General features: G+C 45.4%; 22 protein-coding genes. 10 read left to right on the top strand and 12 right to left on the bottom strand.

The window, feature by feature from the left end:
• Positions 1-165 precede the first annotated feature (165 nt).
• From K339_RS0104910 to K339_RS0104880, 6 genes are all read left to right on the top strand, one after another.
• Complete coding sequence (locus tag K339_RS0104910; RefSeq protein WP_028522620.1) at positions 166-600, top strand: cytochrome c maturation protein CcmE domain-containing protein; 435 nt, start codon at positions 166-168, stop codon at positions 598-600.
• A gap of 13 nt (positions 601-613) precedes the next feature.
• On the top strand, positions 614-3,178 hold the full coding sequence (gene ccsA / locus K339_RS0104905; RefSeq protein WP_028522619.1) for a cytochrome c biogenesis protein CcsA: 2,565 nt from the start codon (positions 614-616) through the stop codon (positions 3,176-3,178).
• 513 nt (positions 3,179-3,691) lie between these two features.
• Positions 3,692-6,127: a TonB-dependent receptor gene (locus tag K339_RS0104895; protein WP_028522618.1), complete on the top strand. Its 2,436-nt coding sequence runs from the start codon at positions 3,692-3,694 to the stop codon at positions 6,125-6,127.
• Positions 6,128-6,133: 6 nt separating this feature from the next.
• The gene (locus K339_RS0104890) at positions 6,134-7,219 is read left to right on the top strand and encodes a DUF4249 domain-containing protein (RefSeq protein WP_028522617.1); all 1,086 of its coding nucleotides are present in this window, start codon (positions 6,134-6,136) and stop codon (positions 7,217-7,219) included.
• Between the two features lie 203 nt (positions 7,220-7,422).
• Complete coding sequence (locus K339_RS0104885) at positions 7,423-7,944, top strand: hypothetical protein (RefSeq protein ID WP_051397810.1); 522 nt, start codon at positions 7,423-7,425, stop codon at positions 7,942-7,944.
• Between the two features lie 107 nt (positions 7,945-8,051).
• Complete coding sequence (locus K339_RS0104880; RefSeq protein ID WP_028522615.1) at positions 8,052-8,624, top strand: dihydrofolate reductase family protein; 573 nt, start codon at positions 8,052-8,054, stop codon at positions 8,622-8,624.
• Between the two features lie 60 nt (positions 8,625-8,684).
• Here K339_RS0104880 and K339_RS0104875 read toward each other — a convergent pair whose 3' ends face one another.
• From K339_RS0104875 to K339_RS0104855, 5 genes are all read right to left on the bottom strand, one after another.
• A complete protein-coding gene (locus K339_RS0104875) occupies positions 8,685-9,542 on the bottom strand; it encodes an FAD binding domain-containing protein (protein WP_028522614.1) in 858 nt (285 codons plus the stop codon).
• A 79-nt stretch (positions 9,543-9,621) separates the two neighbouring features.
• Positions 9,622-11,988, bottom strand: coding sequence for a xanthine dehydrogenase family protein molybdopterin-binding subunit (locus K339_RS0104870; protein ID WP_211243780.1), 2,367 nt, complete (start codon positions 11,986-11,988; stop codon positions 9,622-9,624).
• A 123-nt stretch (positions 11,989-12,111) separates the two neighbouring features.
• Positions 12,112-12,573, bottom strand: a complete 462-nt coding sequence (locus tag K339_RS0104865; RefSeq protein WP_028522612.1) for a (2Fe-2S)-binding protein — start codon at positions 12,571-12,573, stop codon at positions 12,112-12,114.
• Between the two features lie 213 nt (positions 12,574-12,786).
• Positions 12,787-13,233 carry an SRPBCC family protein gene (locus K339_RS0104860; RefSeq protein WP_028522611.1) on the bottom strand — a complete coding sequence of 149 codons (447 nt, stop codon included), beginning with the start codon at positions 13,231-13,233 and terminating at the stop codon, positions 12,787-12,789.
• A 125-nt stretch (positions 13,234-13,358) separates the two neighbouring features.
• Complete coding sequence (locus K339_RS0104855) at positions 13,359-14,276, bottom strand: AraC family transcriptional regulator (RefSeq protein ID WP_028522610.1); 918 nt, start codon at positions 14,274-14,276, stop codon at positions 13,359-13,361.
• Positions 14,277-14,342: 66 nt separating this feature from the next.
• Here K339_RS0104855 and K339_RS32570 point away from each other — a divergent pair, with 66 nt between their 5' ends.
• Both K339_RS32570 and K339_RS32565 read left to right on the top strand, forming a co-directional pair.
• Positions 14,343-16,430, top strand: coding sequence for a TonB-dependent receptor family protein (locus tag K339_RS32570; protein WP_051397809.1), 2,088 nt, complete (start codon positions 14,343-14,345; stop codon positions 16,428-16,430).
• Positions 16,431-16,919: 489 nt separating this feature from the next.
• Positions 16,920-17,165, top strand: coding sequence for a hypothetical protein (locus tag K339_RS32565; protein WP_157607473.1), 246 nt, complete (start codon positions 16,920-16,922; stop codon positions 17,163-17,165).
• A 141-nt stretch (positions 17,166-17,306) separates the two neighbouring features.
• Here K339_RS32565 and K339_RS0104840 read toward each other — a convergent pair whose 3' ends face one another.
• Complete coding sequence (locus tag K339_RS0104840) at positions 17,307-17,711, bottom strand: hypothetical protein (protein ID WP_028522609.1); 405 nt, start codon at positions 17,709-17,711, stop codon at positions 17,307-17,309.
• 53 nt (positions 17,712-17,764) lie between these two features.
• Between K339_RS0104840 and K339_RS0104835 the strand changes: the two genes are divergently transcribed.
• Positions 17,765-18,412 carry an alpha/beta hydrolase gene (locus tag K339_RS0104835; protein ID WP_028522608.1) on the top strand — a complete coding sequence of 216 codons (648 nt, stop codon included), beginning with the start codon at positions 17,765-17,767 and terminating at the stop codon, positions 18,410-18,412.
• 4 nt (positions 18,413-18,416) lie between these two features.
• On the opposite strand, the gene K339_RS0104830 is transcribed toward K339_RS0104835, so the two are convergent.
• From K339_RS0104830 to K339_RS0104820, 3 genes are all read right to left on the bottom strand, one after another.
• Entirely contained in the window at positions 18,417-19,235 is an 819-nt protein-coding gene (locus K339_RS0104830) for a DUF6973 domain-containing protein (protein ID WP_028522607.1), read from the bottom strand.
• Between the two features lie 220 nt (positions 19,236-19,455).
• Entirely contained in the window at positions 19,456-20,295 is an 840-nt protein-coding gene (locus K339_RS0104825) for an endonuclease/exonuclease/phosphatase family protein (RefSeq protein WP_028522606.1), read from the bottom strand.
• Positions 20,296-23,373 (bottom strand): PVC-type heme-binding CxxCH protein, encoded by a 3,078-nt coding sequence (locus tag K339_RS0104820; RefSeq protein WP_028522605.1) that lies wholly within the window; start codon positions 23,371-23,373, stop codon positions 20,296-20,298.
• A gap of 209 nt (positions 23,374-23,582) precedes the next feature.
• Here K339_RS0104820 and K339_RS0104815 point away from each other — a divergent pair, with 209 nt between their 5' ends.
• Positions 23,583-24,092 carry a peptidylprolyl isomerase gene (locus K339_RS0104815; protein WP_028522604.1) on the top strand — a complete coding sequence of 170 codons (510 nt, stop codon included), beginning with the start codon at positions 23,583-23,585 and terminating at the stop codon, positions 24,090-24,092.
• 356 nt (positions 24,093-24,448) lie between these two features.
• On the opposite strand, the gene K339_RS0104810 is transcribed toward K339_RS0104815, so the two are convergent.
• The 3 genes from K339_RS0104810 to K339_RS0104800 form a co-directional block, all read right to left on the bottom strand.
• Positions 24,449-24,745 carry an SMI1/KNR4 family protein gene (locus K339_RS0104810; protein WP_028522603.1) on the bottom strand — a complete coding sequence of 99 codons (297 nt, stop codon included), beginning with the start codon at positions 24,743-24,745 and terminating at the stop codon, positions 24,449-24,451.
• Positions 24,746-24,894: 149 nt separating this feature from the next.
• The gene (locus K339_RS0104805) at positions 24,895-25,371 is read right to left on the bottom strand and encodes an SMI1/KNR4 family protein (protein WP_028522602.1); all 477 of its coding nucleotides are present in this window, start codon (positions 25,369-25,371) and stop codon (positions 24,895-24,897) included.
• Between the two features lies 1 nt (position 25,372).
• The gene (locus K339_RS0104800; protein WP_028522601.1) at positions 25,373-26,992 is read right to left on the bottom strand and encodes an HNH endonuclease; all 1,620 of its coding nucleotides are present in this window, start codon (positions 26,990-26,992) and stop codon (positions 25,373-25,375) included.
• Between the last annotated feature and the right edge of the window lie 2 nt (positions 26,993-26,994).

Here is a 26,994-nt window from a genome sequence, read left to right as displayed (position 1 = left end):
ATTTTCACTGAAAAAAGACTTAATGAAGCCATTCATCTGCGTACATCTGCGGCTCTAAATCAGCGCCAATCAGCGGGTAAAATATTAACCATTATAACAAAGGAAAAATTATTTGAAGAATACGGAGTAACACGAGTTTGGTAAGCATCAAAAATCAGTAAACAAATGAAAAAGATACACATTTTTGGACTTATAGTGATCGCGATTGCGATTGGAATCATTGTTTCGACCTACGGAAACGCCAGTACGTATTCCAACTTTACGGAAGCCGAAGAATTGGCCAAAGAAGGCGAAAAATCGGAAATTCACGTGGTGGGTAAACTCACCAAAGACGCAAACGGACAGATAGTTGGAATGAAATACGACCCCGTCATGGATCCCAACCACTTTGAGTTTATGCTGGCCGATACCAATAGAGTTGTTAAAAAAGTAGTATATGGCAGCCCTAAACCGCAAGATTTTGATAAGTCGGAACAAGTAGTGGTCATTGGGCGCATGGAAGGCGACCACTTCGCTTGTAATAAAATCTTGATGAAGTGCCCTTCAAAATATACCAACGAAAAGCCTGATTTTAAAGAAGCGACGGCTGCTAAACTGTAGATTATACCCAACCATGACCCTCGGAAATTTAGGACACCTTCTCGTCATTTTATCGTTTGTAACGGCATTAGTGGCTACTTACGCCTATTTGCGTGCCACGTTGTTACGAACCGATTCGTTAGAACTCAGTTCTTGGAAGCGCTTCGCAAGGGGAGCTTTTTACGTACATGTTGCAGCCATTTTGGGCGTATGCGCCACGTTATACACCATCATCTACGGACACCATTTCGAGTACCATTATGCGTGGAGCCACTCCTCAAAAGCGCTACCGTGGTACTACATGATTTCGTGTTTTTGGGAAGGCCAAGAAGGTAGCTTTATGCTTTGGATGTTTTGGCAAGCCATTTTAGGCGTTGTACTGATTCGGACTAATAAATTGTGGGAAGCCCCCATGATGACCGTTTATACTTTGGTACAGGCATTTCTGACCTCAATGATTTTGGGGGTTATTATCCCAGGCATTGATTTCAAAATTGGCAGTACGCCTTTCTTGACGATGCGGGAAGCCATGCCTGATTTACCCGTATGGGGCGCTAACCCCAATTTTATCCCAAAAGACGGAAATGGTCTCAATCCTTTGCTTCAAAACTACTGGATGGTGATTCACCCGCCGACGTTGTTTTTGGGTTTTGCCCTTACGTTAGTTCCGTTTGCGTATTTGATGGCAGGGCTTTGGAGAAAACAAGTAATAGAATGGCTCCGTCCAGCCTTGCCTTGGATGCTTTTGACGGGCGTGATTTTGGGTGTCGGTATTTTGATGGGAGGCTATTGGGCCTACGAAACCCTTAGCTTTAACAGTTACTGGAGCTGGGACCCCGTCGAAAATGCTGTGTATGTGCCTTGGCTGGTAGGAATTGCGGCTTTGCACACAATGATTATCGCGAAGAAAAATGCCTCGGCTCTCAAATCGTCGATTATTCTTGTAATAGCCCAGTTTATCCTGATTTTGTATTCAACCTTCCTTACCCGAAGCGGGATTTTAGGAAATTCATCGGTACACTCATTTACTGATTTAGGGCTTTCAGGTCAGCTATTGCTCTATTTATTGGCCTTTATTGCGGTTTCGGTTATTATTTCGGCCCGCGCTTGGAAATTACTCCCTACTGATGCTGACGAAGTATCAACCTACTCTCGGGAGTTTTGGCTCTTTATTGGCGCTACCGTCATTTGTTTGGCAAGTTTTCAGGTCATTATTCCAACCTCTATTCCTGTTTGGAACAATATTGTGGAAAGCTTTGGCGGGGTGTCTAAATTGGCTCCACCTACCGATGCCATTACTTATTATACAAAATTCCAACTCTGGTTTTTTGCGGTCATTGCCATCTTGACGGGAATTGGCCAGTATTTCTGGTGGAAACGAGTTCAGAAAGGTAAAATGCAAGACTTGCTCACACCCGTTTGGATAACCTTATTCATCACTGCGCTGCTCATTACTTTTGGAGGCATCAACAAACTCCCTTACATCGCTTTGTTGACGGCTTCGGTGTTTGCGTTGGTGGCAAACACGACCATTATTTTGGGCGTGCTCAAAGGAAGCTACCGACTTTCTGGCGGGGCAGTTACCCACATCGGCGTCGCTTTGATGTTGATTGGTATTTTGTGGTCGTCGGGTTATCAAAAAGTAGTGTCGCTCAATGGCTCAGGACTGTTGATTTCAAAAGAAGACTTTTTTACCAAAGACGATAACCGTGAAAACAAAGAAAACGTATTGCTATGGTTGGGGCAATCAACGCGTATGGGTGACTACTTGCTGACCTACCGCGGGCCACGCACCGAAATTCGGGATGTGCCACAGTACGTGCCAAGCAGCTGGCTCGACATCATCGAGGGAGATTTCCACGCGGTGTGTTTGCGGGATATTATCATTGGTGAAAAAAAATACCACAAGAAAGGTGATACCGTAGCGGTGTATCCAGAAAACGTGTTTTACGAAGTAGAGTACCGCGAACCAACGGGTCGAATTACAACACTCTTCCCACGGGTACAATTCAATGAGCGAATGGGTATGGTAACATCGCCGGATATTAAGCGTGAGCTCAACAAGGATTTGTATTCTTATGCAATGATAGGTAGTAATCCAGGTGACGCAGAAGAATGGTCGCCTACTGAAAACTTTAGAGTAGCACTGCAAGATACTTTTTTTGTAAACGACTACGTGGCGGTGCTCGAAAGTGTTACCCGTACGAATGCCGTAGAAGGAGTTGCATTAAATCCGAATGATATTGCAGTAAAAGCACAAATCAAGATTTTGGACAAAGAACGTGAGTACTATGTTGCTCCTACTTTTGCCATTAATCAAGATCGCATGGTGATGCGCAAACCCGAAGTGAGCGAAGAATTAGGGCTTCGGATTCAATTTATGGAGATTGACCCTAAAACGGGAACATTCAGTTTTGATGCCAATTCAAAGCAACGCGATTATATTGTGATGAAAGCTGTAGAAAAGCCGCTCATCAACGTACTTTGGATTGGAACGCTGATATTGGTTGTTGGTTTTACCATGTCAACCTTGCGTCGTTTCAGGGAGTTTCGTTTGATTCGTGATAAAGGTGTTGAATTGGAAAAGGTTTTGGATTAAACCGTTTTTCTAAAACTAGCACAACAAAAAAGCAAGGACGTTCAGTCCTTGCTTTTTTGTTTCTACCTCATAAAACGAACTTGTAAAAACTGCGCGAACAATCATCACAATGATACCGTCGAATTGGTAAAAATTTTAACAAAAAAGGACGAGGAACCCGCTCAATGGCACTTGAGCCGCAGTAAGTACACTTTCGGGAGGCTGATACGGTGGTTGAAAGATTTTTCATAACAAAGTAATGATTGAGGAAGCCAGTTAATAAATATACAGTAAAAAGCATAAAAATACCCTGTAACAACTTGATTAATTGTTGCTTATTGAAAAGTTCTTTGCTAAATACAGTTTTGACTTGCTATTGTTATGTTCCCTTGTCCCGCGATTTTTTTACGTAGAATCATACATATAAAAGCGATAACGTACAGTCTTCAATTCTTGTAGAAATGATGTGAAATAACTTTGAATTTTGGGCTAAAATGATGATTATTGTTACAAACCCGACTTCATCAACCCGTTATGGCTTTCCGCGCTACTTCTTACCTTGTTTTGGTGCTTTTATCTTTGGGCAGTTATGTATTTGCCCAAAACTCCAGCGTGTTAGGAGCTCGGTACATTGTTACTGGGCGGGTACTGCATTACCCCGAAAAGACACCATTTGCGGGGGTGACCATTGTGGCACGCGGACCCGAACGGCTCGTTACTACCACCAAAGCCGATGGTACTTTTCGCTTTGAACTTCTACGAGGCAAATACGCGATGGTTGCACGGATGCTGGGTTATTTTACGGAAGAAACCCCTATCATCGTTCCCGAAGACAACGAACTGGAGTTTTTGTTGCGAGAAAATGCGCTCTTATTACAAGAAGTACAAGTAAGCGAAACGAAAGCTGAACAAAATGTTTCGAAAGTCGAGATTGGGGTTGCAAAACTGACCATCAAAAGCATCAAGAAAATACCTGCGGTGTTGGGCGAAGTGGACGTAATGCGGAGTTTACAGTTACTTCCTGGGGTATCGAGTGTGGGCGAAGGGGCTACGGGCATCAATGTCCGAGGAGGTAGCATTGACCAAAACCTTATTCTTATCGACGATGCACCTGTCTATAATTCGTCGCATTTGATGGGGTTGTTTTCGGTGTTTAACCCCGATGCTCTTAAAGACGTAACGTTTTATCGCGGAGGAATTCCCGCGCAGTATGGAGGAAGAACGTCGTCGGTGATTGAGGTGAGAGTAAAAGAACCCGATGCCGAAAAATGGAAAGTTCAGGGTGGGGTAGGACTTGTCGCAAGCCGATTGATGGTCGATGGGCCTCTGATTAAAAACAAAATGGCTTTGCTCGTAGCAACCCGAGCTTCGTTCTCAGATTATTTATTTCGATTTGCTAAAACGGCTTCGTTAAAGGGGACAAAAGCCAATTTTTATGACATTACAAGTAAATTAGCCATCAAGCCTTCGACCAAAAACCAAGTCTATATCATCTTTTACCAAGGGAAAGACGTCTTTAAAATTGCGGGAGATTCCTTGGCACGAACCGAAGTAAATGCTACTTCGTCGGTGTTTGATTGGCAAACGCGCAACTTGACGGCGCGTTGGAATCATGCCTTTTCAGAAAAACTATTTGCCAACCTGACCGCCGTATATAGCCGTTACGCACCTACCATTACCAATCCAGATTCTGCCAATGCCTTTGAATTAAAATCAGGAGTGACTTACAAAAACCTAAAGTTGGATGTGGGCTATGTAGCAGGGAAACATAAAATTGACGTTGGGTTAAGCGGGATTCGTTATGACATTCAACCAGGCGATTTGCAACCTACTTTGGCGTCGTCAAACATCAATCCACTGACGCTCCAAAAAGAACAAGGCTTAGAAGCTGCGGCCTATTGGAACCACGAAATCGAAGTCAGCAAACAACTAAGCGTGATGTATGGCCTGCGGTATTCGTGGTTTGCGGCGTTGGGGCCGTACCGAGTCAATGCGTATGAACCCAACGTACCCCGCGACCCTACGACTATGACAGGCGGGGTAGATTATGGTTCGGGTAAAGTCATAAAAACCTACGGAGGCTTAGAACCGAGGCTGGTCGCTCGACTCAATTTGTCGCCTACGACTTCGTTGAAATTCAGTTTTAACCGAATGTATCAGTATTTACAGCTCATTTCAAATACGACGGCCGCATTGCCAACCGACCGTTGGAAGTTGAGCGATGCCTTTTTGAAGCCCCAAATCGGCGACCAACTTTCGTTGGGAATATTTAAAAACTGGCAAAAAGACACCTACGAAACATCGTTGGAGTTGTATTATAAGCGTTTGACTAACGTGGCCGATTACCGAAACGGCACCAACTTGACCCTGCTCGAAGCCCCCGAAACGGCGATTTTGCAAGGAACGGGCCGTTCGTACGGAGCCGAAGTGTTGGTGCGTAAGAACACGGGTTTTTTGACAGGTTGGGTAAGTTATACTTTTGCCCAAACCGAGTATTTAATCAATAGCCCTTATTCGGAAGATAAGTACCGAAATGGGATGTATTATCCTGCCAATTTTAACAAACCGCACACCGTCAATGTTGTGCTTAATTATCGAATTAGCCGCCGTACAAGTTGGTCGTTCAATTGGGTGTATAGCACGGGGCGGCCCATTACGTATCCGATTGATAAGTATTTTGTGGATAATGTATATGTGCCAAACTACACCTTGCGAAATCAGGCTAAAATTCCTGATTATCATCGTTTAGATATTGGTTTGAACGTTGATGCACTCCCTACCACCAAGCGCAAATGGCAAAGTGGTTGGGCTTTTTCGGTGTATAATTTATACGCCCGACAAAATGCGTATTCTATTTTCTTCCGCACCAAAAATGACAACGTTTTGCAGTTTTACAACAAAGTAAATGCCTACAAACTATCCATTTTTGGAACCCTCATTCCATCCATTACGTACAATTTTACCTATTAAAAAGCCATGTCAGGGAGACGTTATTTCGCAATTGTCATACATCATTTGCTGGGAAAAAGATGGATATGGGCGGTAGGAGTTGCTTTGATATTAAGTCAATGCGTCACAAGTTATGACCCAAACATCACAGAAAACGCTCAAAAACTGGTGGTCGATGGCACGATTACTAACCAGCCTGGCCCGTATAAAATTCGCCTACAATACAGCTATCCCTATACCAATCAGACCTCAGTGAATACCATTGGAGGAGCCATCGTCGTGATGAGCGACGACCAAGGAATGACCGAAAAGTTGACCGACCGTGGGCAGGGGTTGTACGAAACCTCAGCAACGGGGATAAAGGGAATCGTTGGAAGAAAATACCACATTACCATCAAAACGCCCGATGGGAAAACGTATGTCTCCAACCCCGAGTTGCTCAAACCTGTAGCCGAGTTTGGAAAGTTTTATACCGAATACCAACAAACGAATTCGGCGAAGTTAAGGGGGCAGTTTGCCATGTATGTCGATGTAAAAGACCCGAGTACTCCCAACGATTTTTATCGCTGGAAATGGGCGCATTATGAGGAAGTTAATTACTGTTTACAGACCGTCACAACGACTCCTGGGGGTGTCATTGCCACCCGAAACAAGTGCTGTGAGCCGTGTTGGAAAATAGAGGCGTGTAATGGCTGTATCATTTTGGCTAACGACCGCCTTACCAATGGACAGACGATTACTAGAGTTCCAATCGGCAAAATTCCTTTTGATGGGGTTTCAAGTTATTTTATTCTTTTTGAGCAACATTCGCTAACTCAGGAAGCTTACCAGTTTTGGAAAGGGGTTGATAGCCAAATCAATAACTCAGGAGGTATTTTTGACCTTCCTGCGGCAACGGTCGTTGGAAACGTAAATTGTACCAGCCATCCCGAGGAGCAGGTGTTGGGTTATTTCGGGGCTTCTTCGGTGGTTTATAAATCCATGTACATACCTCGTAATACTACCGCTTCACTTCCGTATAACTCGGATTATTTTAATTGGATTGATTTGACTTCGTGTTACCGATGCCAAGAAAGCCCGTACCGAACCCAAAAAGCACCCTTGGGGTGGTGATTTTGAGGGTTAGTTCGTGTGTACAAGCATTATTAAATCTGAATAAAGGCACTTTTGGCCGTCTTTTTGCTTGTGTTTTAACAGAAAGACGCTTAATATCGTTAAATGAAAACACATAATGGCCTAGTTTGAAGCTAGGTACTTCTGAAAATTTGATTCAATTTGGGAAAATACTGCTATTGAGTGGCCTTGTTATAGTAACAATGGTGGCTTCACTGCGCCCGCCTACAACGGAAGAAACCACTGCCGAACGGTTTGAAAAAACGCTTATTTTTAAGAAACACCAATTTGAAATCAGTACCAGCGAGGCAGGAGCTGTGCGCGAAATGGTGATGAAAGTAAGCCGTAATAACCAATTACTAATTACGATTCGCCAGAAAACCGACGGTTGGGTCATCAACGCCGAAACCGCCGATTTGGATCAAAACAACGCGCCCGAGATTTACATCTACTCGTGTACGTACGGCAGCGGAGCTTTTGGAAAAGTATATGGCTACCAATTTTTCCCCGACTCGTTTGACAAAATCCACATGGCTCCTCTGACACCCGAATTATCGAAAGGATACATGGGGCACGACATGTTCAGAATGGAAGATGACCACTTGGTTCGGCAGTTTCCTATCTATCTTGCAGGTGACATCAATGCCAAAGCAACTGGCGGGGTTCGGAAGATAAAATACAAATTGCAGGACATTGAGAAACGACTGGTGTTGATTCCAGAGTAACCTGTGTTTGTCGCAATAGCCCCTTAGAATGGCGTAATTCCACCCCTCACGATAGCTGAAAGCCTCCTACCTTTGTTCTATCAATTAAACGACAAAAAATACACAGCGTGAAAAAGCTAAAATTACAAATGCAAATGACCCTCGATGGGTTTGTGGCAGGGCCAAACGGAGAAATGGATTGGATGACCTTCGCTTGGACAGAAGACCTCATCAACTATGTCACAGAATTGACCAATTCGTTTGATACCATCGTGCTGGGGCGTAATCTTGCCGAAGGCTTTATTCCACATTGGAAGGGAGTAGCCGAAAATTCCGACAGTCCAGAAGTGGAAGTGGGTAAAATTTTCACCACGATGCCAAAAGTAGTTTTCTCAAAAACCTTAACGTCATCTCCTTGGGAAAATACGGTGGTGACAAACGGTGAGTTGGCGGAAGAACTGAATCAGTTGAAACAACAAGAAGGCAAAGACATCATCGCGTATGGTGGGGGAAAATTTGTGTCTTCGTTGTTGAAAGAAAACTTGATTGACGAACTTCATTTGTTTGTTAACCCCGTTGCCATTGGAAACGGAATGCCCATTTTCGCAGCGTTGGAAGGAAAATTGCCGTTTGAACTCGTGACGGCAAAGCCTTTTGAGTGCGGAATTGTGGTGATGAATTACCGTAAAAAAACTCAGTAAGGTTTTTGGGTTACTCACGGTTTTGAGTGGGGCGGGTTAGTCATAACCCGCCCACATTACTTACAAACCACAGGCACCTACCAACGCGCGTTTGGCATATACCTTAGCTAGATGTTTACGGTAGGTTTTAGAAGCATAATGATCTTCATTAAGTTCGACACCTTCGGCCGCAGCATTGGCGGCGGCTTCAATGGTTTCGAGAGAAGCAGATTTACCGACAAGCGCAGCTCCTACGGCTTCGTCCAAAAAGGCACCGTCGGCGCTTACGCCCGTGAAGGCAACAGTGGCGTCGGTGATAGTGCCGCCATCAATGGTGACCGAAGCGGCACAGCCTACAATGGCAAAACGAGAGGCAGGCTGCATAAATTTACGATAAACGCTTCGCGAACCTGCCGCAGGGGCTGGAAGAACTACTTCAGTGACAATTTCACCTTCTTCGAGGGCCGTGTAGAAAAATCCTAAGAAAAACTCGGAGGCAGAAAGCTCACGGGCACCATTGGGGCCTTCTACTTTGATGCTGGCATTGAGGGCAATCAAGGCCGCAGGCCAGTCGGCTGAGGGGTCGGCGTGGGCAATGCTTCCACCCAAAGTACCTACATTGCGTACTTGGGTATCGCCAATTAGCTCACCAGCTTCAATCATCACGCCGTAGCGACTCTGAACATCGGCATTAGAAATAATGTCGTGGTGCGTACTGGCAGCACCGATGGCGACGCCACCGTCACGGACTTCGATATAGCGTAATTCAGGGATTCGGGCTATATCAATCAACAACGAAGGGCTGTTGAGGCGAAGCTTCATGGCAGGAATCAGGCTGTGACCTCCTGCCAAAATTTTTGAGTCAGGGTTTTCTGCCAAAAGGCTAATGGCCTCGCTCACCGACCCTGCGCGTTTATAATCAACTGCTTGTGGTATCATGTTTTGTGTAGTAAATAAGTGGATGAATGTCGAGTGCAGAATGCAAAATGTCGAATACTCTGCATTCTGCACTCGAAACTTATGATTGCATTGCCGACCAAACGCGCTCAGAAGTAAGCGGCATACGGATGTCTTTGACTTGATGACCTGCCGACCAAAGCGCATCAATCACGGCATTGACCACGGCAGGAGTAGAGCCAATACAGCCTGCTTCTCCCGCTCCTTTGACGCCAAGTGGGTTGTGCGGACAAGGCGTTACTTGACGGTCGAGTTCAAACATGGGCAAATCATCGGCGCGAGGCATGGCATAATCCATGTACGAGCCGTTGATGATTTGACCGTTTCCGTCAAATTCAACCCCTTCGAGCAGTGCTTGCCCGATTCCCTGCGCCAAACCACCGTGGATTTGTCCGTCCACAATCATTGGGTTAATGACATTTCCTACGTCGTCAACGGCGATGAAACGTTTTACCTTGGTCGCTCCTGTTTCTTTGTCAACTTCTACCACCGCAATGTGACAACCAAACGGATACGTAAAGTTGGTGGGGTCGTAGAAACTGCTAAAGTCGAGGCCAGGCTCAAGGTTGGCAGGATACACGTGTGGTACGTAAGCCGTCAGGGCAATGTCGCCGAAACCTAAGGATTTATCTGTACCTTTTACCGTAAATTTACCATCGACAAACTCAATATCATCGGGCGAACATTCGAGTTTGTGCGCCGCGATTTTAGCACCTTTTTCGATGATTTTGTCCAAACTCTTCATAATAGCACTGCCCCCTACGGCCAACGAACGCGAGCCGTACGTACCCATCCCAAAAGCAACGGTATCAGAGTCTCCGTGAATAATGTCCACATCTTCCATCGGAATACCGAGACGGTCGGCTACTACTTGCGCAAACGTTGTTTCGTGTCCTTGCCCGTGGGAGTGGGCTCCCGTAAATACGCTTACTTTGCCCGTTGGTTGCACCCGCACTTGACCTACTTCGTACAAACCTGCCCGCGCTCCCAGCGAACCAACAACGGCGGACGGGGCAATACCGCAAGCCTCAATGTACGTAGAGAAACCTACGCCCAGGAGTTTTCCCGAGGCAGCGGCTTCTTTTTGGGCTTTGCGGAAATCTTCGTAGCCAAGCATTTCGAGACCACGGTGGAGTACTCCGTGGTAGTTGCCACTGTCGTACTGCAAGGCCACGTTGGTTTGATACCCAGGTTGCGTCACCCCGTCAAACGCAGGAATAAAGTTTTTGAGGCGTAATTCGGTAGGATTAACCCCCATTTCTAAAGCCGAAAGGTCGAGAAGACGTTCCAATAAATAGGTCGCTTCGGGGCGTCCTGCACCACGATACGCATCGACTGCTGTGGTATTAGTAAACACGCACGTCATGTCCAAGTGAATCTTAGGCGTGGTGTAGAGTCCTTGTAGAAGTGTACCGTGCAGGTAAGTCGGAACAGCCGTTGAGAACGTAGATAAGTACGCGCCCAAGTTGGCAAACGTCTTGATACGAAGGCCAACGATTTTGCCGTCACCATCAAAACCCATCTCGGCTTTGGTGACGTGGTCGCGGCCGTGGGCATCGGTCAAAAACGCCTCAGAGCGCGTTTCCGTCCACTTCACAGGACGACCCGTTTTCTTGGCCGCAAGGGTGACCAATGCCTCTTCGGTGTAGTGATAAATTTTTGAACCAAAACCACCACCTACGTCTGGCCCAACGACGCGAACCTTGTGTTCGGGTAAACCTAATACGAACGCACACATCAACAAACGAATGAGGTGTGGGTTTTGGGTGGAGGTATAAAGGGTGTATTTGTCATAAACGCCATCATAATGGCCAATGTAGCTGCGAGGCTCCATGGCATTGGGTGATACGCGTTGGTTGACAAATTCTAAGGTAGTAACGTGCGCCGCCGATGCCATTGCTTCGTCAACTTCTGCTTTTGGGTTACCGATTTCCCAGTCGAAACAGATATTGTTGGGAACATCGTCGTGAACCAAAGGGGCACCTGCTTCTACCGCTTTCGAGGCATCGGTAATTGCGGGCAAAACTTCATAATCAACGACAATAGCCTCGGCAGCATCTTGCGCTATTTCGCGACTTTCGGCCACCACCATTGCTACTGCATCTCCTACGTGGCGTACTTTGTCTTTTACCAACAAAGGGTGCGGCGGCTCTTTCATGATGTCACCGTTCTTGAAGTTAACTTGCCACCCGCAAGGAACGCCATAGTGACCTACTTCGTCGCCTGTCATGATAGTGACAACCCCTTGCATCGCGGCGGCAGCTGAGGTGTCGATGCTCTTGATGCGTGCGTGGGCGTACGGACTTCTAAGTATATAGGCGTGGGTCATACCAGGTAGATTTATATCATCGGTATAACGGCCTTTGCCCGTAATAAAACGCTTATCTTCAACGCGTTTTACTGATTTTCCTATGAATTTATTGCTCATGATAATTAGCCCCCCATTCCCCAATGGAGGAGTTTTTTTATCTCTTGTTAACCGTCATTGATTAGGGAGTCAATTGGTTTTGTTAAATCACTAAAAATTGGGTTATGTTTCCCCCATTGGGGGTTAGGGGGCTACTGCGGCGTGTTGTACCGCCCGAACGATGTTGTGATACCCCGTACAACGACAAATATTCCCTTCCAACCCTTCGCGAATTTCTTGCTCGGTAGGATTTGGGTTGCGCTTTAGCAAATCGGCAGCGCACATAATCATGCCTGGGGTGCAGAAACCGCACTGAAGGCCGTGCTCTTCTTTGAAGCCTACTTGAAGTGGGTGTAATTCGTCGCCTGATGCCAACCCTTCGATGGTGGTGATGGTAGCGCCATCGGCTTGGGCAGCGAGCATAGAGCATGATTTAACGGCATGGCCGTCGAGGTGAATCGTACAAGCGCCGCAGCTACTGGTATCACAGCCTACGTGGGTGCCAGTTAGGCCAAGAACATCGCGTAGGTAATGTACCAAAAGCAAACGGCCCTCTACGTCGTGAGTGCGTTGAGTACCGTTGACAGTTACTGTTATTTTTGGCATACTTCTTAAAAGGTTATGTGCTTTCGCACGGTTTAAAGGAAAGATGTTTTGTGTTTCAGACCTTCCAAGTTTCCAAAACTTGGAAGGTCTCTTCGGTCGGGTTTTGAGAAACCCTTGTCACGATTTCAGGCGGGTTTTGAGAAACCCTTATCACGATTTTGGTCGGGTTTTGAGAAACCCTCAGCACGTTAGCTGAAAAACCATCGGTACTTTCTAACCTGCTGCGGAGAGTTCGTCCTCGAAGTTTTTGAAAAATTGTTTGGTCAAAGTACTTGCTACGCCACTCATCACGCGGTTTCCTGTACGAGCCAATAGCCCCGACATATCTGCTTTCCCGTCGAACGACAACTCCGTCTGAGTGTCCGATAGAGGCTTGAGTGTCATGTTTATATCCGCATTGACGTTGCCAATTTTACTGTTTTGAACTACTCGTAGGGTGAAACTTTGAGGGGCAACGGCATTGGCTACCTCCGCTTTTCCTTCAAATTTGCCCGCCACTGGCCCAATTTTTACCTCAGCAATGGCTTTATAAACGCCTTCACTTTCGAGCTCAAGGCGCGAGATACCTGGCGTAACTTTGGCCAGCGTTTCGGGGTTCATCAACATCGCCCAAATGGTTTCGGCGGGTGCGTTGAGGGTATGAATTCCTGTAAGTTCCATGTAGCAAAGACGTGATTAAGTAATAGAAATTATCGAAATAATAATATTCAAAGCTACGATAATCTTTCAGTCTAGGTATGGCACTATTGTATTAAAAAACAGAACAATTCTATCAAAAGGCGTTATTAGAACTTAACGATTTTTTTGCGGTAATTGGCGGGGGTGTCGCCAGCAGCTTTTTTGAAGACTTTCTGGAAATAATTGAGGTTATTGTAGCCACAAGCAAAGCAAATGTCTGAAACACTGTACGATGTGTTATACAAAAGCTTCATTGCCAGCTGGATTCGTTGTTGGTTAATGTATTCAACGGGCGTAATGCCGTACTGCTGTTTAAAGCACCGAAAAAAGTTAGGCTCACTCATGCAGGCTTTGTCGGCGAGGTCTTTGATGGTTAGATTTCGGTGGATATTCTCTTGTACATACTTAATCGCGTACGCAAGCCGATTCGTATTGGCAAGCTGCTGAAGGTTGGTACTGAGCACCATTCGCGCTTTGGTTTGCATAAGTCGGACGATGAGTTCTTGCAATACTAAATTGGCAAAATAATCTTTAGCTGCGTTGTTTTCGGTAAACAAATAAATAAGTCGCCCGATGAGCTGGTGAATGGCGGTTTCGTTGGTAAAATAAAAATTATCGTTGGCAAACTGCCAGCCTTCGTTATTATCCACCAGCGGCGAATGTTCGTTGAGGGTTTCGACGATGGTGCGGATTTTGGTCGGCGAAATCGCCAACGCCAAACATTGGGTAGGATTTTTGCTATTGGCTTCGGGAAAGTCGATGCGCATGGTTTGATTGGCAGGAACAATCACCGATTCACCGGGAAAAAAATCAAAGGAGGGTGAGTTGGTCAGGTGCATTACTTTTTTGCCCCGAATCATGCTGGCCAACACGGGGTTAGAGAAAGTAAGCTCTACGTTTTGGGCAGCTTGGTGGGTCTCGTAAATATTGAGTTCGGCATTATCGAGGGTATAAGCAGTACGGTTTTCGACAACGAGTTCTAACTTTCTGCTTTGAAGATGGGTTGTAATGTCGAACGAATTCATAAAAAGGGAATGTTAATTTGAATAGCGACCGTTCACACTAATTATTGGATATATACCAACAATTTTATGATTATTTTTATACAAAAACAACAGGGCTTGGGTATTAAAATTCTATTAAGCCTTTCAACATTTGTTTTGCTTGGGGGGCGGCCTGCAAAAGCTCAGAAAAAAGATACGGTTTTGCTGCGCCAACTTGCTCCCGTGACCGTGACGGCTACGCGACTCGAAATCAATGAAAAACGTTTGCCAGCGGCATTGACAGTGCTCAACGGCGGGCGCATCCAAATAGGGCAGCCGCAACTGTCGATGTTTGAATCGCTGGGAGGTGTGGCAGGGCTTTTTGCCCAAAATCCAGATAATTATACCCAAGATTTACGCATTTCGATTCGGGGATTTGGGGCACGTGCCGCGTTTGGGATTCGCGGTATTCGCCTCTACGTGGACGGTATTCCTGAGTCCACTCCCGATGGTCAAGCCGATGTGGATAACCTTGACATGGGGGCGATGCAGCGGTTGGAGGTGATGCGCGGGCCGTCATCAGGATTCTTTGGAAACGCAGCGGGAGGGGTAATAAGCCTTCAAACCGAAAATGCAGCCCAAATGCCGTTGGCCGAAGTGCAAGGAACGGTGGGTTCGTACGGTTTGCGGAGTTGGCGTTTTAAAACGGGTGTTCAGCACAAAAAACTCCAAATGGTGTTTGTCGCAACTCGTAATCAATCAGAAGGTTATCGGGGAAACAGTCGCATGGAAAATACGATTTTGAACCTCAAACTGCGCTATGATTTTGATTCGTTGACCCGACTTTCGGTGTTGGCCAACTACGGCACTAGCCCCGTAGCCGATGACCCAGGTGGTTTGACATTGGCGCAAGTAGCCGAAAATCGTCGCCAAGCTCACCCAAACAACCTTCGGTTTTTGGCAGGAGAGTCGGTGACCCAAGGCCGCGTTGGAATCACGTTTGAAAAAACGATGGGCAACCACCTGATTTTTGTGCGTGCCTTTGGGACAAAACGTGATTTTGCCAATTATTTGGCGTTTCAGGCGGCAGGGGCAGGAACCATCAATCGAACTTTTGCAGGAGGGAGTTTTCAGTACCAGTTTTCTCAAAAATTAGACTTCCTCAGCTATCGTTTTCGGGTGGGAATTGACTTAGAGTCGCAAGGAGACACGCGCCGACGATTTGATAATATGACGGGGGTGAGAGGAAAATTAACTTTTGACCAATTGGAATCGTTTAAGAACATTGCCTCGTATATTACTCAGGAGCTATCGTACAAAAAAATAACGATGTTGGTAGGGCTGCGTTCGGACGTGATTCGCTTAAAAGCAACCGATTATTTTATGTCGGATGGCGACCAATCGGGTGGCCGTAATTATAGTCGTATCAATCCTACGTTGGGGCTTTCGTGGGAGGTATCTCCTGCGGTAAACTTGTACTCTAACTTAGGGAGCAGCTTTGAAACCCCAACGATGAGTGAGTTGTCGAATAACCCTTCTGGGACGGGTGGGTTTAACCCCGAGCTAAATCCACAGCAAGCCTTGAATTATGAGATAGGAGCAAAGACTTATTTTGGACAGCGCGTACGGGCTGATTTGGCGTTGTTTACCATTGAAGTAAAGGACGAACTGGTACCGTACCAAATTACGGGTCAAGCGGGGCGGGTGTTTTACCGAAACGCAGGCCGTTCAAAACGGCAGGGGATTGAAGCGAGTTTGAATGCCATGTTGGCCAAAGGTTTAACCTTGTTTTCAAACTATACGTATTCGGACTTTACTTACCGTGAGTATCAAACCTCAACAGGGAAATTTGACGGAAATGTGTTGCCAGGCATTCCTAAATACGCGGCGCAGGTCGAGCTTCGTTATTTCATGCCTTCGGGGTTATTTGCGATTGCTCAGGTACGCCATGCGAGCCAACTGTATGCCGATGATGCCAATGCCGTGACGGCGAATGGATATAGCCTTTTGAATCTGCGTTTAGGTGGGCAAAAGACGTGGCGGAAGTTTCACATTGAGCCGTTTGTAGGGGTAAATAATTTATTGGACGAAACCTATTTTCAGAATGTTCAAATAAATGCGAGTGCCAACCGTTATTTTGAGCCAGCGCAAGGCCGTTTTTGGTTTGGTGGGTTGAAAGTCGGAGTGAATCGGTAATCAGAAGACCTTCCAAGTTTGGATAACTTAGAATAAAAACTTGGAAGGCCTTGGAGGAAGACGTTAGCCCTTCCAAGTTTGGTCAACGTAGTATTAAAACTTGGAAGGTCTTGGAAGGGAGAAGTTAGACCTTGCAAGTTTGGATAGCGTAGTATTAAAACTTGGAAGGTCTTGAAGGGAGAAGTTAGACCTTCCAAGTTTGGATACCGTAGAGTAAAAACTTGGAAGGTCTTAGGCAATGCAGTAAGTAGCTTACAAACTGCCTTTGAAGTGAAAAATAAAAAAAATGAGCAGTCATTAAACCTTTTTCAAAATGCTGCGTCTAAAGGTTGAACACTAAGTAATCTACCTAGACAATCAGCTACCATGAAAACAAAACTCATTTTTGCCGCGTTATTAATTGGATTTATCTCAATCTCGGCTCAGGCAACGGAAAAACCCCGTAAATTTGAGCACCGAAAACATCACCGCCAGGATCGCCGCGAGGATGTGAGAGATAGAAAAGAAGACAAACGCGATCATCGCGAAGACCGACGCGATCGAAAAGAAGATATTCGTGATCGTAAGGAAGATCGTCGCGACGCGAGACACCACGGAGGGCGCCGTGACCGTTTGGAAGACCGCCGTGACCGCCGCGAGGACGTCAGAGATAGAAAAGAAGACAAACGCGACCGCCGCGAAGATGTTCGCGATCGCAAAGAAGATAGAAGAGATCGACGTAAGGGAACTAATTAAAAGGGATTGAATGTTATATAGTTGTTAGAACAACAGAAGTTGTTACACAATTTATCCAAGCGATCTTACGTTAAGACAAAATATTTTTAAAATGGCTGTATGGGTTGGACACGCCTCGACTTTTAGTTGGGGCGTGTTTTTTTATTTTCTTGACGATGTCTCGTACAGCCCATTCCCAAAAATAAGGATCAAAATCAGGGGCGTGAGGTGCGCGCCCGTTTTAAAACCTGCCCCAGTCATGGCGTAAGTGCCTGACGAAAATTTGAAATAAGTATTGATTAATATACCGATAGATAGCACAAGAAAAGCCCCTAACACAGCGAAGGCAGTCTTTTTGGTGGTTTTTAAGTGAAGTCCTAGCACAATTCCTTGGCATACCAATGCCGTAAGACCTACCGTGGCAAGGGCGCGGGGAAAGGTTCTAATCATGTCATATTTGAACATCATTACCCCTATTTTGCCTAGAAGATTGGGATGAGCGAGCAGCCACGCATCTACAACGATCAATACAGCCAAAATAAGGTAGAAAAAAAGGTTTGATTTCATGTTGTCGGTTCGGGTTTTAAGTACGAATATTGCCAACAAATATACTTCATTTTATGCAAGAACATCACTTAGAGGTGAAGCGAACGGCGCGATATTTTACGCTGGGCGAACTCAACGAGACTACCCAAAACGTTTGGTTTGTGTTGCACGGGTACGGACAATTGGCGCAGTTTTTCATCCGAAAATTTGAAGTGTTGAACGATGGACAAACCTTTGTCGTTGCTCCTGAAGCTTTATCTCGGTTTTACCTAGAAGGCGTTTCGGGTAGGGTGGGAGCGACGTGGATGACGAAAGAAGAACGTGTCCACGAAATCTTAGATTATATTTATTACCTCAATCACCTGTACGATACGCTGTTGGAAGGCAGAGATGTATCTAAGTTGACCATTAATTTTCTCGGATTTTCGCAGGGGAATGCGACCTTGCTTCGCTGGCTCAACAGCGACCATGTTCGCTGCGACCGTTTACTTATCTGGGCGGGCTTCTTCGGAAATGGCGTAGCCGACGTGATTGAGCCAAGTAAACTCACTGCTGTGCCCACTACGTTGGCGTATGGTTTACAAGATGAGTATTTGGTACAAATTGATACCAAAAAATACGAAGAAGATATACGAATGGCCATTCCTCATTTAGAGGTCGTCACGTTTGAAGGCCGCCACACTGTTGACAGTGCTGTCTTACACCAAATTGTGAAAGGATAAATACCTATTTATTACCACAGCCATCAATATAGGCCGTAAAAACACTGCCAGCTTCGGCCTTAAAACCAGGGTTTAACTGTACGTATTTTTGGGCGTCGTAGGTCACTTTTGTCGTGGCCATGACTACGTTTTTGGCTTGAATGTTAGCGCTCACTTCAAATTTTACAGCTTCCGTAATGGGGTGATTTAAAAGCAAAACGGTTGTACAGGGATCGATTCGGTACAAAATTTTATTCACCTCCAGCGTCGAACTTGCGGTGTTTTCGAGTAATGCCCATGCCGTGTTGGCGTCGGCGTTGTGGCTGGCTAAATTTTGTTCAAGACTAATCGTAACCACTTTATTTTCAATGGATTTTAAGTATAAACTATCAAGGAGTTGATTGACGGTGGTGTAATTTTTGAAAGAACGCCCCACCAAGTTATTGTGCAAATCCATGGCGGAAGCCGCATTTTTTACCAGTGCTGTACCTGCGTCATTGTATTCATAAGCCGAGGTAAACTGCCTTACAATTTCGGTAGCCGTAGCTTCGGTAGCTCCGATGTCTTTAAGTTTTTTGACGGAAAGGGCATTCCAAACCGAGTGCCGAAAGGCATTAGAGCTATTGTCGTTTTGCGCCTGTGCACCCGCCCCAAAGCGTTGGTCGGTATAGGTGTTGGCTTCGTTTCCTGCGTCAAAAATTAATTGGGCTTGAACGGGATACTGATAGGCCAGTGCTTGAACGCGTGGATTAAATCCCAAAAATAAACTAGGGAAATGTCCTTTGGAATGAACCGAAAGTACGACAAAAATCAGCAGTAGCGACGTAATAAAACGACGTAGCATATTGGTTGGTTAGGGAGGAGTTAGGCTAGTAAAGGTACGTGAAAATAGGGATATTTTACAACAAAATACCCGACCCACTCTAAATTGGCGGATCGGGTATCAATGTCCTTGATAACACCACAAAAAACAGAAGGCTTTTGCTTGTACCAAACGCCTTTGTTTGATGTTCAAAGCTGCAAAAATATTCTTAAAACAAGATTAAATTGGCCTTAAACTTTACTTAAAATATAATTTTGGCGACTACGGGCTGATGGTCAGATGGATAGCGTTGGTCTTTGGCATCGGTTAAAACGCCGTATTTCAACACTTTGATGGGCGCACTGACAAAGATATAGTCGATGCGCTGCTTCATGGGAGCCTCAAATTTGAACGCGTTGAAAGTTCCTTCGGGGCCATAGGCTGGAGTTGCTGATACGTCGTGGGTATCGTTAAGTGCGCCTTTCATGAGTTGAATTTGCTCAGTTTCGGGGGTTGAGTTAAAATCTCCCGTACAAATGACCAACGCATTCCCCGCAATTTCCTTCATTTTTTTGACCATCAAATGCCCCGATTGACGGCGTGCTTCTACGCCTTGGTGGTCGAAGTGGACGTTGAAAAAGTAAAACTCTTTTTTGGTATTGAGGTCTTTAAATTTTGCCCAACTACAAATCCGATTGCAGCAAGTCGCGTCCCAGCCTTTGCCTGGGGTTTCGGGGGTTTCGCGAAGCCAAAAGTCACCCGATTGAAGCAATTTGAAACGGTCTTTTTTGTAGAAAATAGCCGAGTGCTCGCCTGCTTCTTTTCCGTCGTCACGGCCTTTGCCTACAAATGCAAATTCAGTCAATTCAGCAACGCCGTTGAGCTGATGACGCAAGGCTTCTTGCGTGCCAAAAATATCCCATTCGTGAAAACGTACGAGGGCTTTGACGTTTTCTTTGCGGTTGGGCCAAGCATTCGGGCCATCGTTGGGGGTATCGTAGCGCAAATTGTAAGTGGCTACATTGATGGCCTTTGATGGCTGTGCGTGACTGGCAAAAAATGCACAAAGCGCGAGAATTGGAACTAGAAATAGTGTTTTCATTTATTTACGTTTAAGACTGGATAAATACTCAATTAAATCAACCAACTCTTGCTGACTCATAGATTCATGCAAACCAGCCGTCATCAGCGATTCGTCAAGTTTTTTCATCGAAACTACCTGACTCATTTTATAACTTTGGGAAGTTCCTCCTGGGAATTTGAGCAGCAAGTCAGTTTCGGTTTTGCTGGCTACAATTCCGACCGTCGTGCTGCCATCTTTGAACTTCACTTCGTAGCCTTCGTAGCCAAAACTTACCCCTGCACTTGGGTAGAAAATAGCCATGTATTGACCATCTTTGCCAAGTTTGCTACCAATTTCGGATAATTTAGGCCCAAAATCTGACCCTTCGCCGTTGACTTGGTGGCAAATAGCGCAGTAGTTAGCAAACACCGTTTTGCCGTTGGCTACGTTTCCTGTGAGGGTCATTAGCTCGCTGACGGGAGGGAGTTTTTTGCCCGTTTTGGTTGGAGCTGCGTCGAGGTATTTGGCGGCCTGAATCTTGACGTTTTTGCGCCAAGCACCGCTTACGCCTTGCACGGCCACCGCTTTGTAATCGTTGGCGATTTTACCTTGTTGGAGCAAGTCGAGCACGAGGTCTTCGCCGTCCATGCTTCCACCCAACGCTCGCGTAGCTTCCGTCCGAATGGCTTTGGAACGTTTGGAGTCTAGTGCTACGGTTTTTAGGATGTCTAATGATTGTTTGCTACCAATTCCACGAAGTGCAATCAACGTATTTTGGGCTTTGGCGGCGTCTTTGCCATTGATAGTAGCCCAAAGAAGCGGAGTTTGTTCTTGTTTCAACAATTGGCGAGCCGCGTCGCGGCCTTCGCGTTGCATGGGTTTGTCGAGGGCGAGTTGCAACAACCGTTTTGCTTCACTGGCAGGCTCAAACCGTTGTACCAAATCCATGTATTCACCCGTACCGTAGCTGGCGTCGAGCAGCTTTTGGAGGTTTTGCTGTGCCAAAGGCGAAGTTTTAACAAAACCTGGGTCGAGGTGGCGGAGGCAAAGTTTGGTAATTTCGGTGTCGGTATTCGTTTTCATCAAATCCAGCAACGCTGTCGATTTTTCAGTCGCCCCTGGGTTAAAATCAAAAGCCCTGAAATAACGAAGACGGTCTTTCAACGCCACGTTTTTATCCCCCGCCAACGAGGCCAACAACGGCACCGAAGCAGCCGTCCGTGCCCGCCAAACGAGGTCTTTTCCTTTGGCTGAGGCAGTTGGGTTAGGCCCTGCAAGTTTGAGCCAAGTGCCAAAAAACTTATCCCATTGACCATCGGCCGATACCCCCAATGCTTCGAGGTACCAGCGGTCTTGGCCATCGTAGCGGTTGGCCAATTGAGCCCAAATATCCGCCGCGAGGTCGTCGGTATTATGACGAATCGCTAATGCCACTTCACGACGAACCTGCGGTTCTGAGTCAGAAGCTAAGAGATTCAATTGCTCAACAGTCAACGGCAATACCCCTTTGGCCGTAATTTGGCGCGCGGCCCGAATGGCGGTAATGCGTAAATCAGCGTTGGCATCTTTTAAAGCCGCACTGACGTAGTTATGTCCATTGGGAAGTTTGCTCAACAACCACAACGCGCGCGCTTTCATGCGGGGGTTGGGCGATGTTTGGTACATTTTAGAAAGCTCACCTTCGGCACTTTGGCCTAGGCTACGAATTTTGTTCCACGCCAAATAACGAACCGAAACGCTGGGGCTTTGAATGGCTTTGAGCGCACCTTCCAACGTTGTGAAATCGTGGGCAGGAATTTTGTAAGAGGTATTTTGGGGTGTGATTCGGTAGATGCGCCCACGGTTCAAATCGCCCGCTTGGTGGCCACCTACGCCTGGGTCGTACCAGTCGGCGGCAAAAAGCGAACCATCAGGAGCGACGCACACGTCCGACGGGCGAAACCATTGGTTGCGTTTTCCGTACAGTACATTTACGATATTAGCTTTGTAACCTGCGCCATTTTTTTCAACGGGATACGAACGAACCACGTTAGGCCCCGCATCGCAGTGAATCATTTGGTTTTGGAAAACGCTGGGCAGCATATCGCCTTCGTAAATGACCATGCCCGTAGGCGAACCAGCGCCCGTTTGGAGTAAGTTCGGAACTACGCCAGGGTCGTTGAGGTGCCAGTGACGTAGGGGAATTTCGGCTTCGATGTTGGTGCGATTGGCACTCCAGCCAGCCCCCGTCATTTCGTCGGTATAACCGTAGTTGCCGTATTCCATCACGTAATTGATACGGACTCCCTTGTTACCATCGTCGTCGTTGTCCGACTGCCACATAGTGCCATAGCTATCCACGGCCACTTCGTAGTTATTTCGGAAATTGTGTCCCAGCACCTCTACGTTTTTGAAGTCAGGGTCACAGCGGAACACCATGCCTTGCTTGTATTTTTTGCGGTCGATGGGCTGCCCATCTTGGTCGAGTACAGGCTGACCTTTGCCGTCTAGTAGCTGATTGCCTTCGTTTCCGAAGTTAAAATACAGTTTTCCGTCGGGGCCAAAGGTAAAAGCGTGCATTCCGTGGTCGTGCTGTTCGCCCTTAATTCCCTGAAAAATAATTTCTTTTTTGTCGGCTTTATCGTCACCGTTTTCGTCGGTAAAGAGCCACACATAAGGGCTTTGAGATACCAGCACCTTATTGCCCATGACCAAAACTCCCAGTGGAGCAGCCACTTCTGGCCCTTGATAAAACACTTTACTGGCATCAGCTTTGCCGTCTCCGTTGGTATCTTCCAAAATAAGGATGCGGTCACCTTCGGAATGGGTGGGATTTCCCGTAATGGCAGGGCGGTAGTTGTAGGCTTCGAGCACCCATACCCGCCCCCGATGGTCGATGTCGATATTGGTGGGGTTGGTAATCAAGGGTTCGGAGGCAAAAAGATTGGCTTCTAGGCCATCCGCGACCTCCAACGCACCTACCGCATACTTGAGGTCGTGTTTTTGCTCTTGCGTAAGCTTTGCATACACACTGTCGAGGCTGTTTTGTGCGCCTCGACTTGGGTTATCGTTTTGATAACTAGCGACTAATCCACTGGTCATAGCCAGCGCGCCTAGTCCCCAAAGGTATTTTTTCATGGAGGTCGTTCATTTATGTGATGGTACAACAACTTCAGTAAAAGAAAAAAGCTCTTTCTTTTTAACCTATCTGTGGGTAACTAACTGGTGTTAAGCATTGGTAATAATTCAGGTTGATAGAGGCAGCCCTCGGGATGCTTGCGCCTAAGAAATAGGAGAAAATTGAAGAAAACGCTACCTTTAGGGCTTATTTAAAACGTACAAAACAGATGTCAGCAAATCCAAAAGTTTTCTTTGATATTACCGCCGATGGCGCTCCGTTGGGTAGAGTTATTTTTGAACTTAGGGCAGACGTGGTGCCCAAAACCGCCGAGAATTTCCGAGCATTAGCTACGGGCGAAAAGGGCTTTGGCTTCAAAGGAAGCGTTTTCCACCGCATTATTCCTCGTTTCATGCTCCAAGGGGGCGATATTACCAAAGGCAACGGAACGGGTGGAAAGTCTATCTACGGAGAAAAGTTTGCCGATGAAAATTTTCAGTTGAAGCACATAGGGCCAGGAATCCTGAGCATGGCCAATGCAGGCCGCAATACCAATGGTTCTCAGTTTTTTATCACGACGGTTACGACCGAATGGTTGGACGGAAACCACGTGGTGTTTGGGGAAGTGGTAGAGGGAATGGATGTGGTGCTACAAGCTGAAAGCTACGGCAGCCCGAATGGACGGACTTCTAAGAAGGTTGTGATAAGTGATTGTGGTGAAATTAGTACTGTGAGCTAGTGGGCGTCGGAGACGCTAGACCGAGTGCGCCCCAAATTGTAGTTTGGGGCGAGGCTCGCCAGTGTCTTTTCCATCTTCCACTATGACGGCTTTCCACGTACCGACTAGGTTTTTTTCAATGGTGGGGGCAACTCACTCCTCGGATTTGGAGCTACAGCCGATAAATAAAACAGCAATAATGAAAAAAGCAGCAAGGTGTTTGAACATAAATAAATGGTTAAATGAAATGAATTATTGAATGTGTTTGGGGGCATAAAATGTTGATGGATGGGATTGCAGTTATAAAATGCTATTTATTTGGGGTACACAGCATTCAAAGAAAACTACGCACAATTGGGTTGCACAATTACGTATTATTATCTATCATAATACCCATGTGCTACAAAAAAGTCCTCCAACGAATCAGCCAATTTGATTAAAATAGGTACGTCTTTTTCATCTACTACATCATAATCAGCATAGTATATTTTGTTTAAATAGGGTTCTTTATAGCCTATAAAAACCGATGCACCCGAGTATGGTGTACTGGCAATAGGTAATAAACAGTCTGTATAAAAATAAGTATTTGAACCTTTTTCAATATCTTCTTTCAATATATTGAAATCAAAATCAATACGCGCGATAGTGAAAAAAGCAGCAAGGTGTTTGAACATAAATAAATGGTTAAATGAAATGAATTATTGAATGTGTTTGGGGGCATAAAATGTTGATGGATGGGATTGCAGTTATAAAATGCTATTTATTTGGGGTACACAGCATTCAAAGAAAACTACGCACAATTGGGTTGCACAATTACGTATTATTATCTATCATAATACCCATGTGCTACAAAAAAGTCCTCCAACGAATCAGCCAATTTGATTAAAATAGGTACGTCTTTTTCATCTACTACATCATAATCAGCATAGTATATTTTGTTTAAATAGGGTTCTTTATAGCCTATAAAAACCGATGCACCCGAGTATGGTGTACTGGCAATAGGTAATAAACAGTCTGTATAAAAATAAGTATTTGAACCCTCTTCAATATCTTCTTTCAACATATTGAAATCAAAATCAATACATGCAAGAGAATAAAATTCAAGAGCACAGTTTGCTTCAGATTCGCTTATTTGAAAATAAAGATTATTTTCATCTGTGAATCTAAGGCCGTTTGACTGCAATAAAACTTGTTTGTAACCATTAGGAATACTAATACCGTATTTTTCCTCTATTTTGGTTATTTCTTCAAAAGTAGCCTGCGGGCGTAACTCTGTTCTCTTTAATTTTTTAATATCCATATTAAAAACAGTTTTTAATAAATTTAATTGCTTCGGTTGGCGAAGGTAATCTCCCTATTATATCTTTCCCAAGGCTGACCTCCTTAATAAGAGAATAACCTCCTAAATGTGCTACTCTATTAACATTCTCTGGTATCAACATCATGTGCATACCATCTTCATGATGATGCCATACATGTTTTATTCCATTGATTGTTCCCTGATATACAGTGTTTGGAGAATCTCCTATTAAGGCTGCTAACTTTTGGTTGGCTTTTGCATAATCAGAGTTTCTATCATTGCCGCTACCCATATTGTCAATCTTAACGATAGCACTAACTCCATTAGCCATCGTTGCTATGAATGGGGTCATATCAGGAAAACCATATTCTGTAAAACATACAGAATTACGCCCATATACTCTTTTTATATCTCCTGTTTCATCAACGATTGCTTTGGCTTTTGATGGTTTAAGAAGGCGGTTATTTTCTCCAACAAATTTCTTTAAATAAGTATTATTATCAACAAAATCCCACCAGTCTTGTGGTTTTTTGAAAAATTTCAAACTTCCATTAGCAACCCTCCAAAGTAAATTACAAGCACTTACCTGTGTCTCTGCACTCATTCTCAATCCTTCACAACCACCGCCATCCACGAGTTCTAAGTCTCCTATAACCTCGTTGTTGCTGTTAGGCATTTTGTATTTTACACCATTAAGGCGGCGAATTACTTTTTTGCTTAAGTCGGTGGTAACGTACTGCCCAAGTGGTTCAATAAGCCCATTTGTTACTTTGGCTATTTTTGTGCCTGTGGCAGATAGCACATCCACTACCCCGCGTGAGGCCGTTTTTACAAACTTCCCACCAAGCCCATTAATAGCATGGTGAATGACCTTGATTTGGTCACTGATATTATCAACTGCCTTTAGAATTTTGGTAAATTTAGCGGCTTGTAGTCCTGCCTTCAACTCACCAATACCTACAAACATACTTGCTACTTCAAAGGCTATTTTACCCTGTTCGTAGCGGCAAGAGTTTTGTAAACATACCGTTTGGTCGATGTACTGGCCTGCCTGTTTTTTGATTTGAACCCATGCTTGGTCTCTGACCGTTTTATTGGTGACCAATTCCCGAATCATGTCAAAAGTCTCAAAGGTTTTTGTCATGATTTCGATACACTTAGGCGAAGGATTAAATGTACCAACGTTTGGGGAATAGCAGGTGGCTATGTCGAGTATCGAAACGGCAGAAGAGAACAATTGGCCAACGGTACTATAAGCACCATCTATAAAGCCCGCTACAAAAGCAGGGTCAGCTTGGTAATAAGCTAATGGTGGAGCAATGGGTACATCCCACAAACATTTAGGAATGATACCATCGGGGGCTGTGGCAAAACCACTGCTTGCACAAAGTTTGAGCACCTCATAAATTTCTTTCCAACCCCAACTTTGAATCTTAGTTGTACCTTGATAAACAGCGTTTTTGGCTTGACAGACAGTAGTAACTGCTGCTAATCTGGCGATACGCTGTTGGTCAATTTCGCTGCTAAATGTGGTATCAATGGGCTCATTACAATCTATGCCGCTGGTATCGGCAACAAGAAAACTAAGACCTTCTAAGGACTGATTATATCCCGCCAACATAG

The sequence above is a fragment of the Runella limosa DSM 17973 genome (assembly GCF_000482465.1).
GTDB classification, from domain to species: Bacteria; Bacteroidota; Bacteroidia; order Cytophagales; family Spirosomataceae; genus Runella; species Runella limosa.
This window is presented reverse-complemented; position numbering and strand designations above follow the sequence as displayed.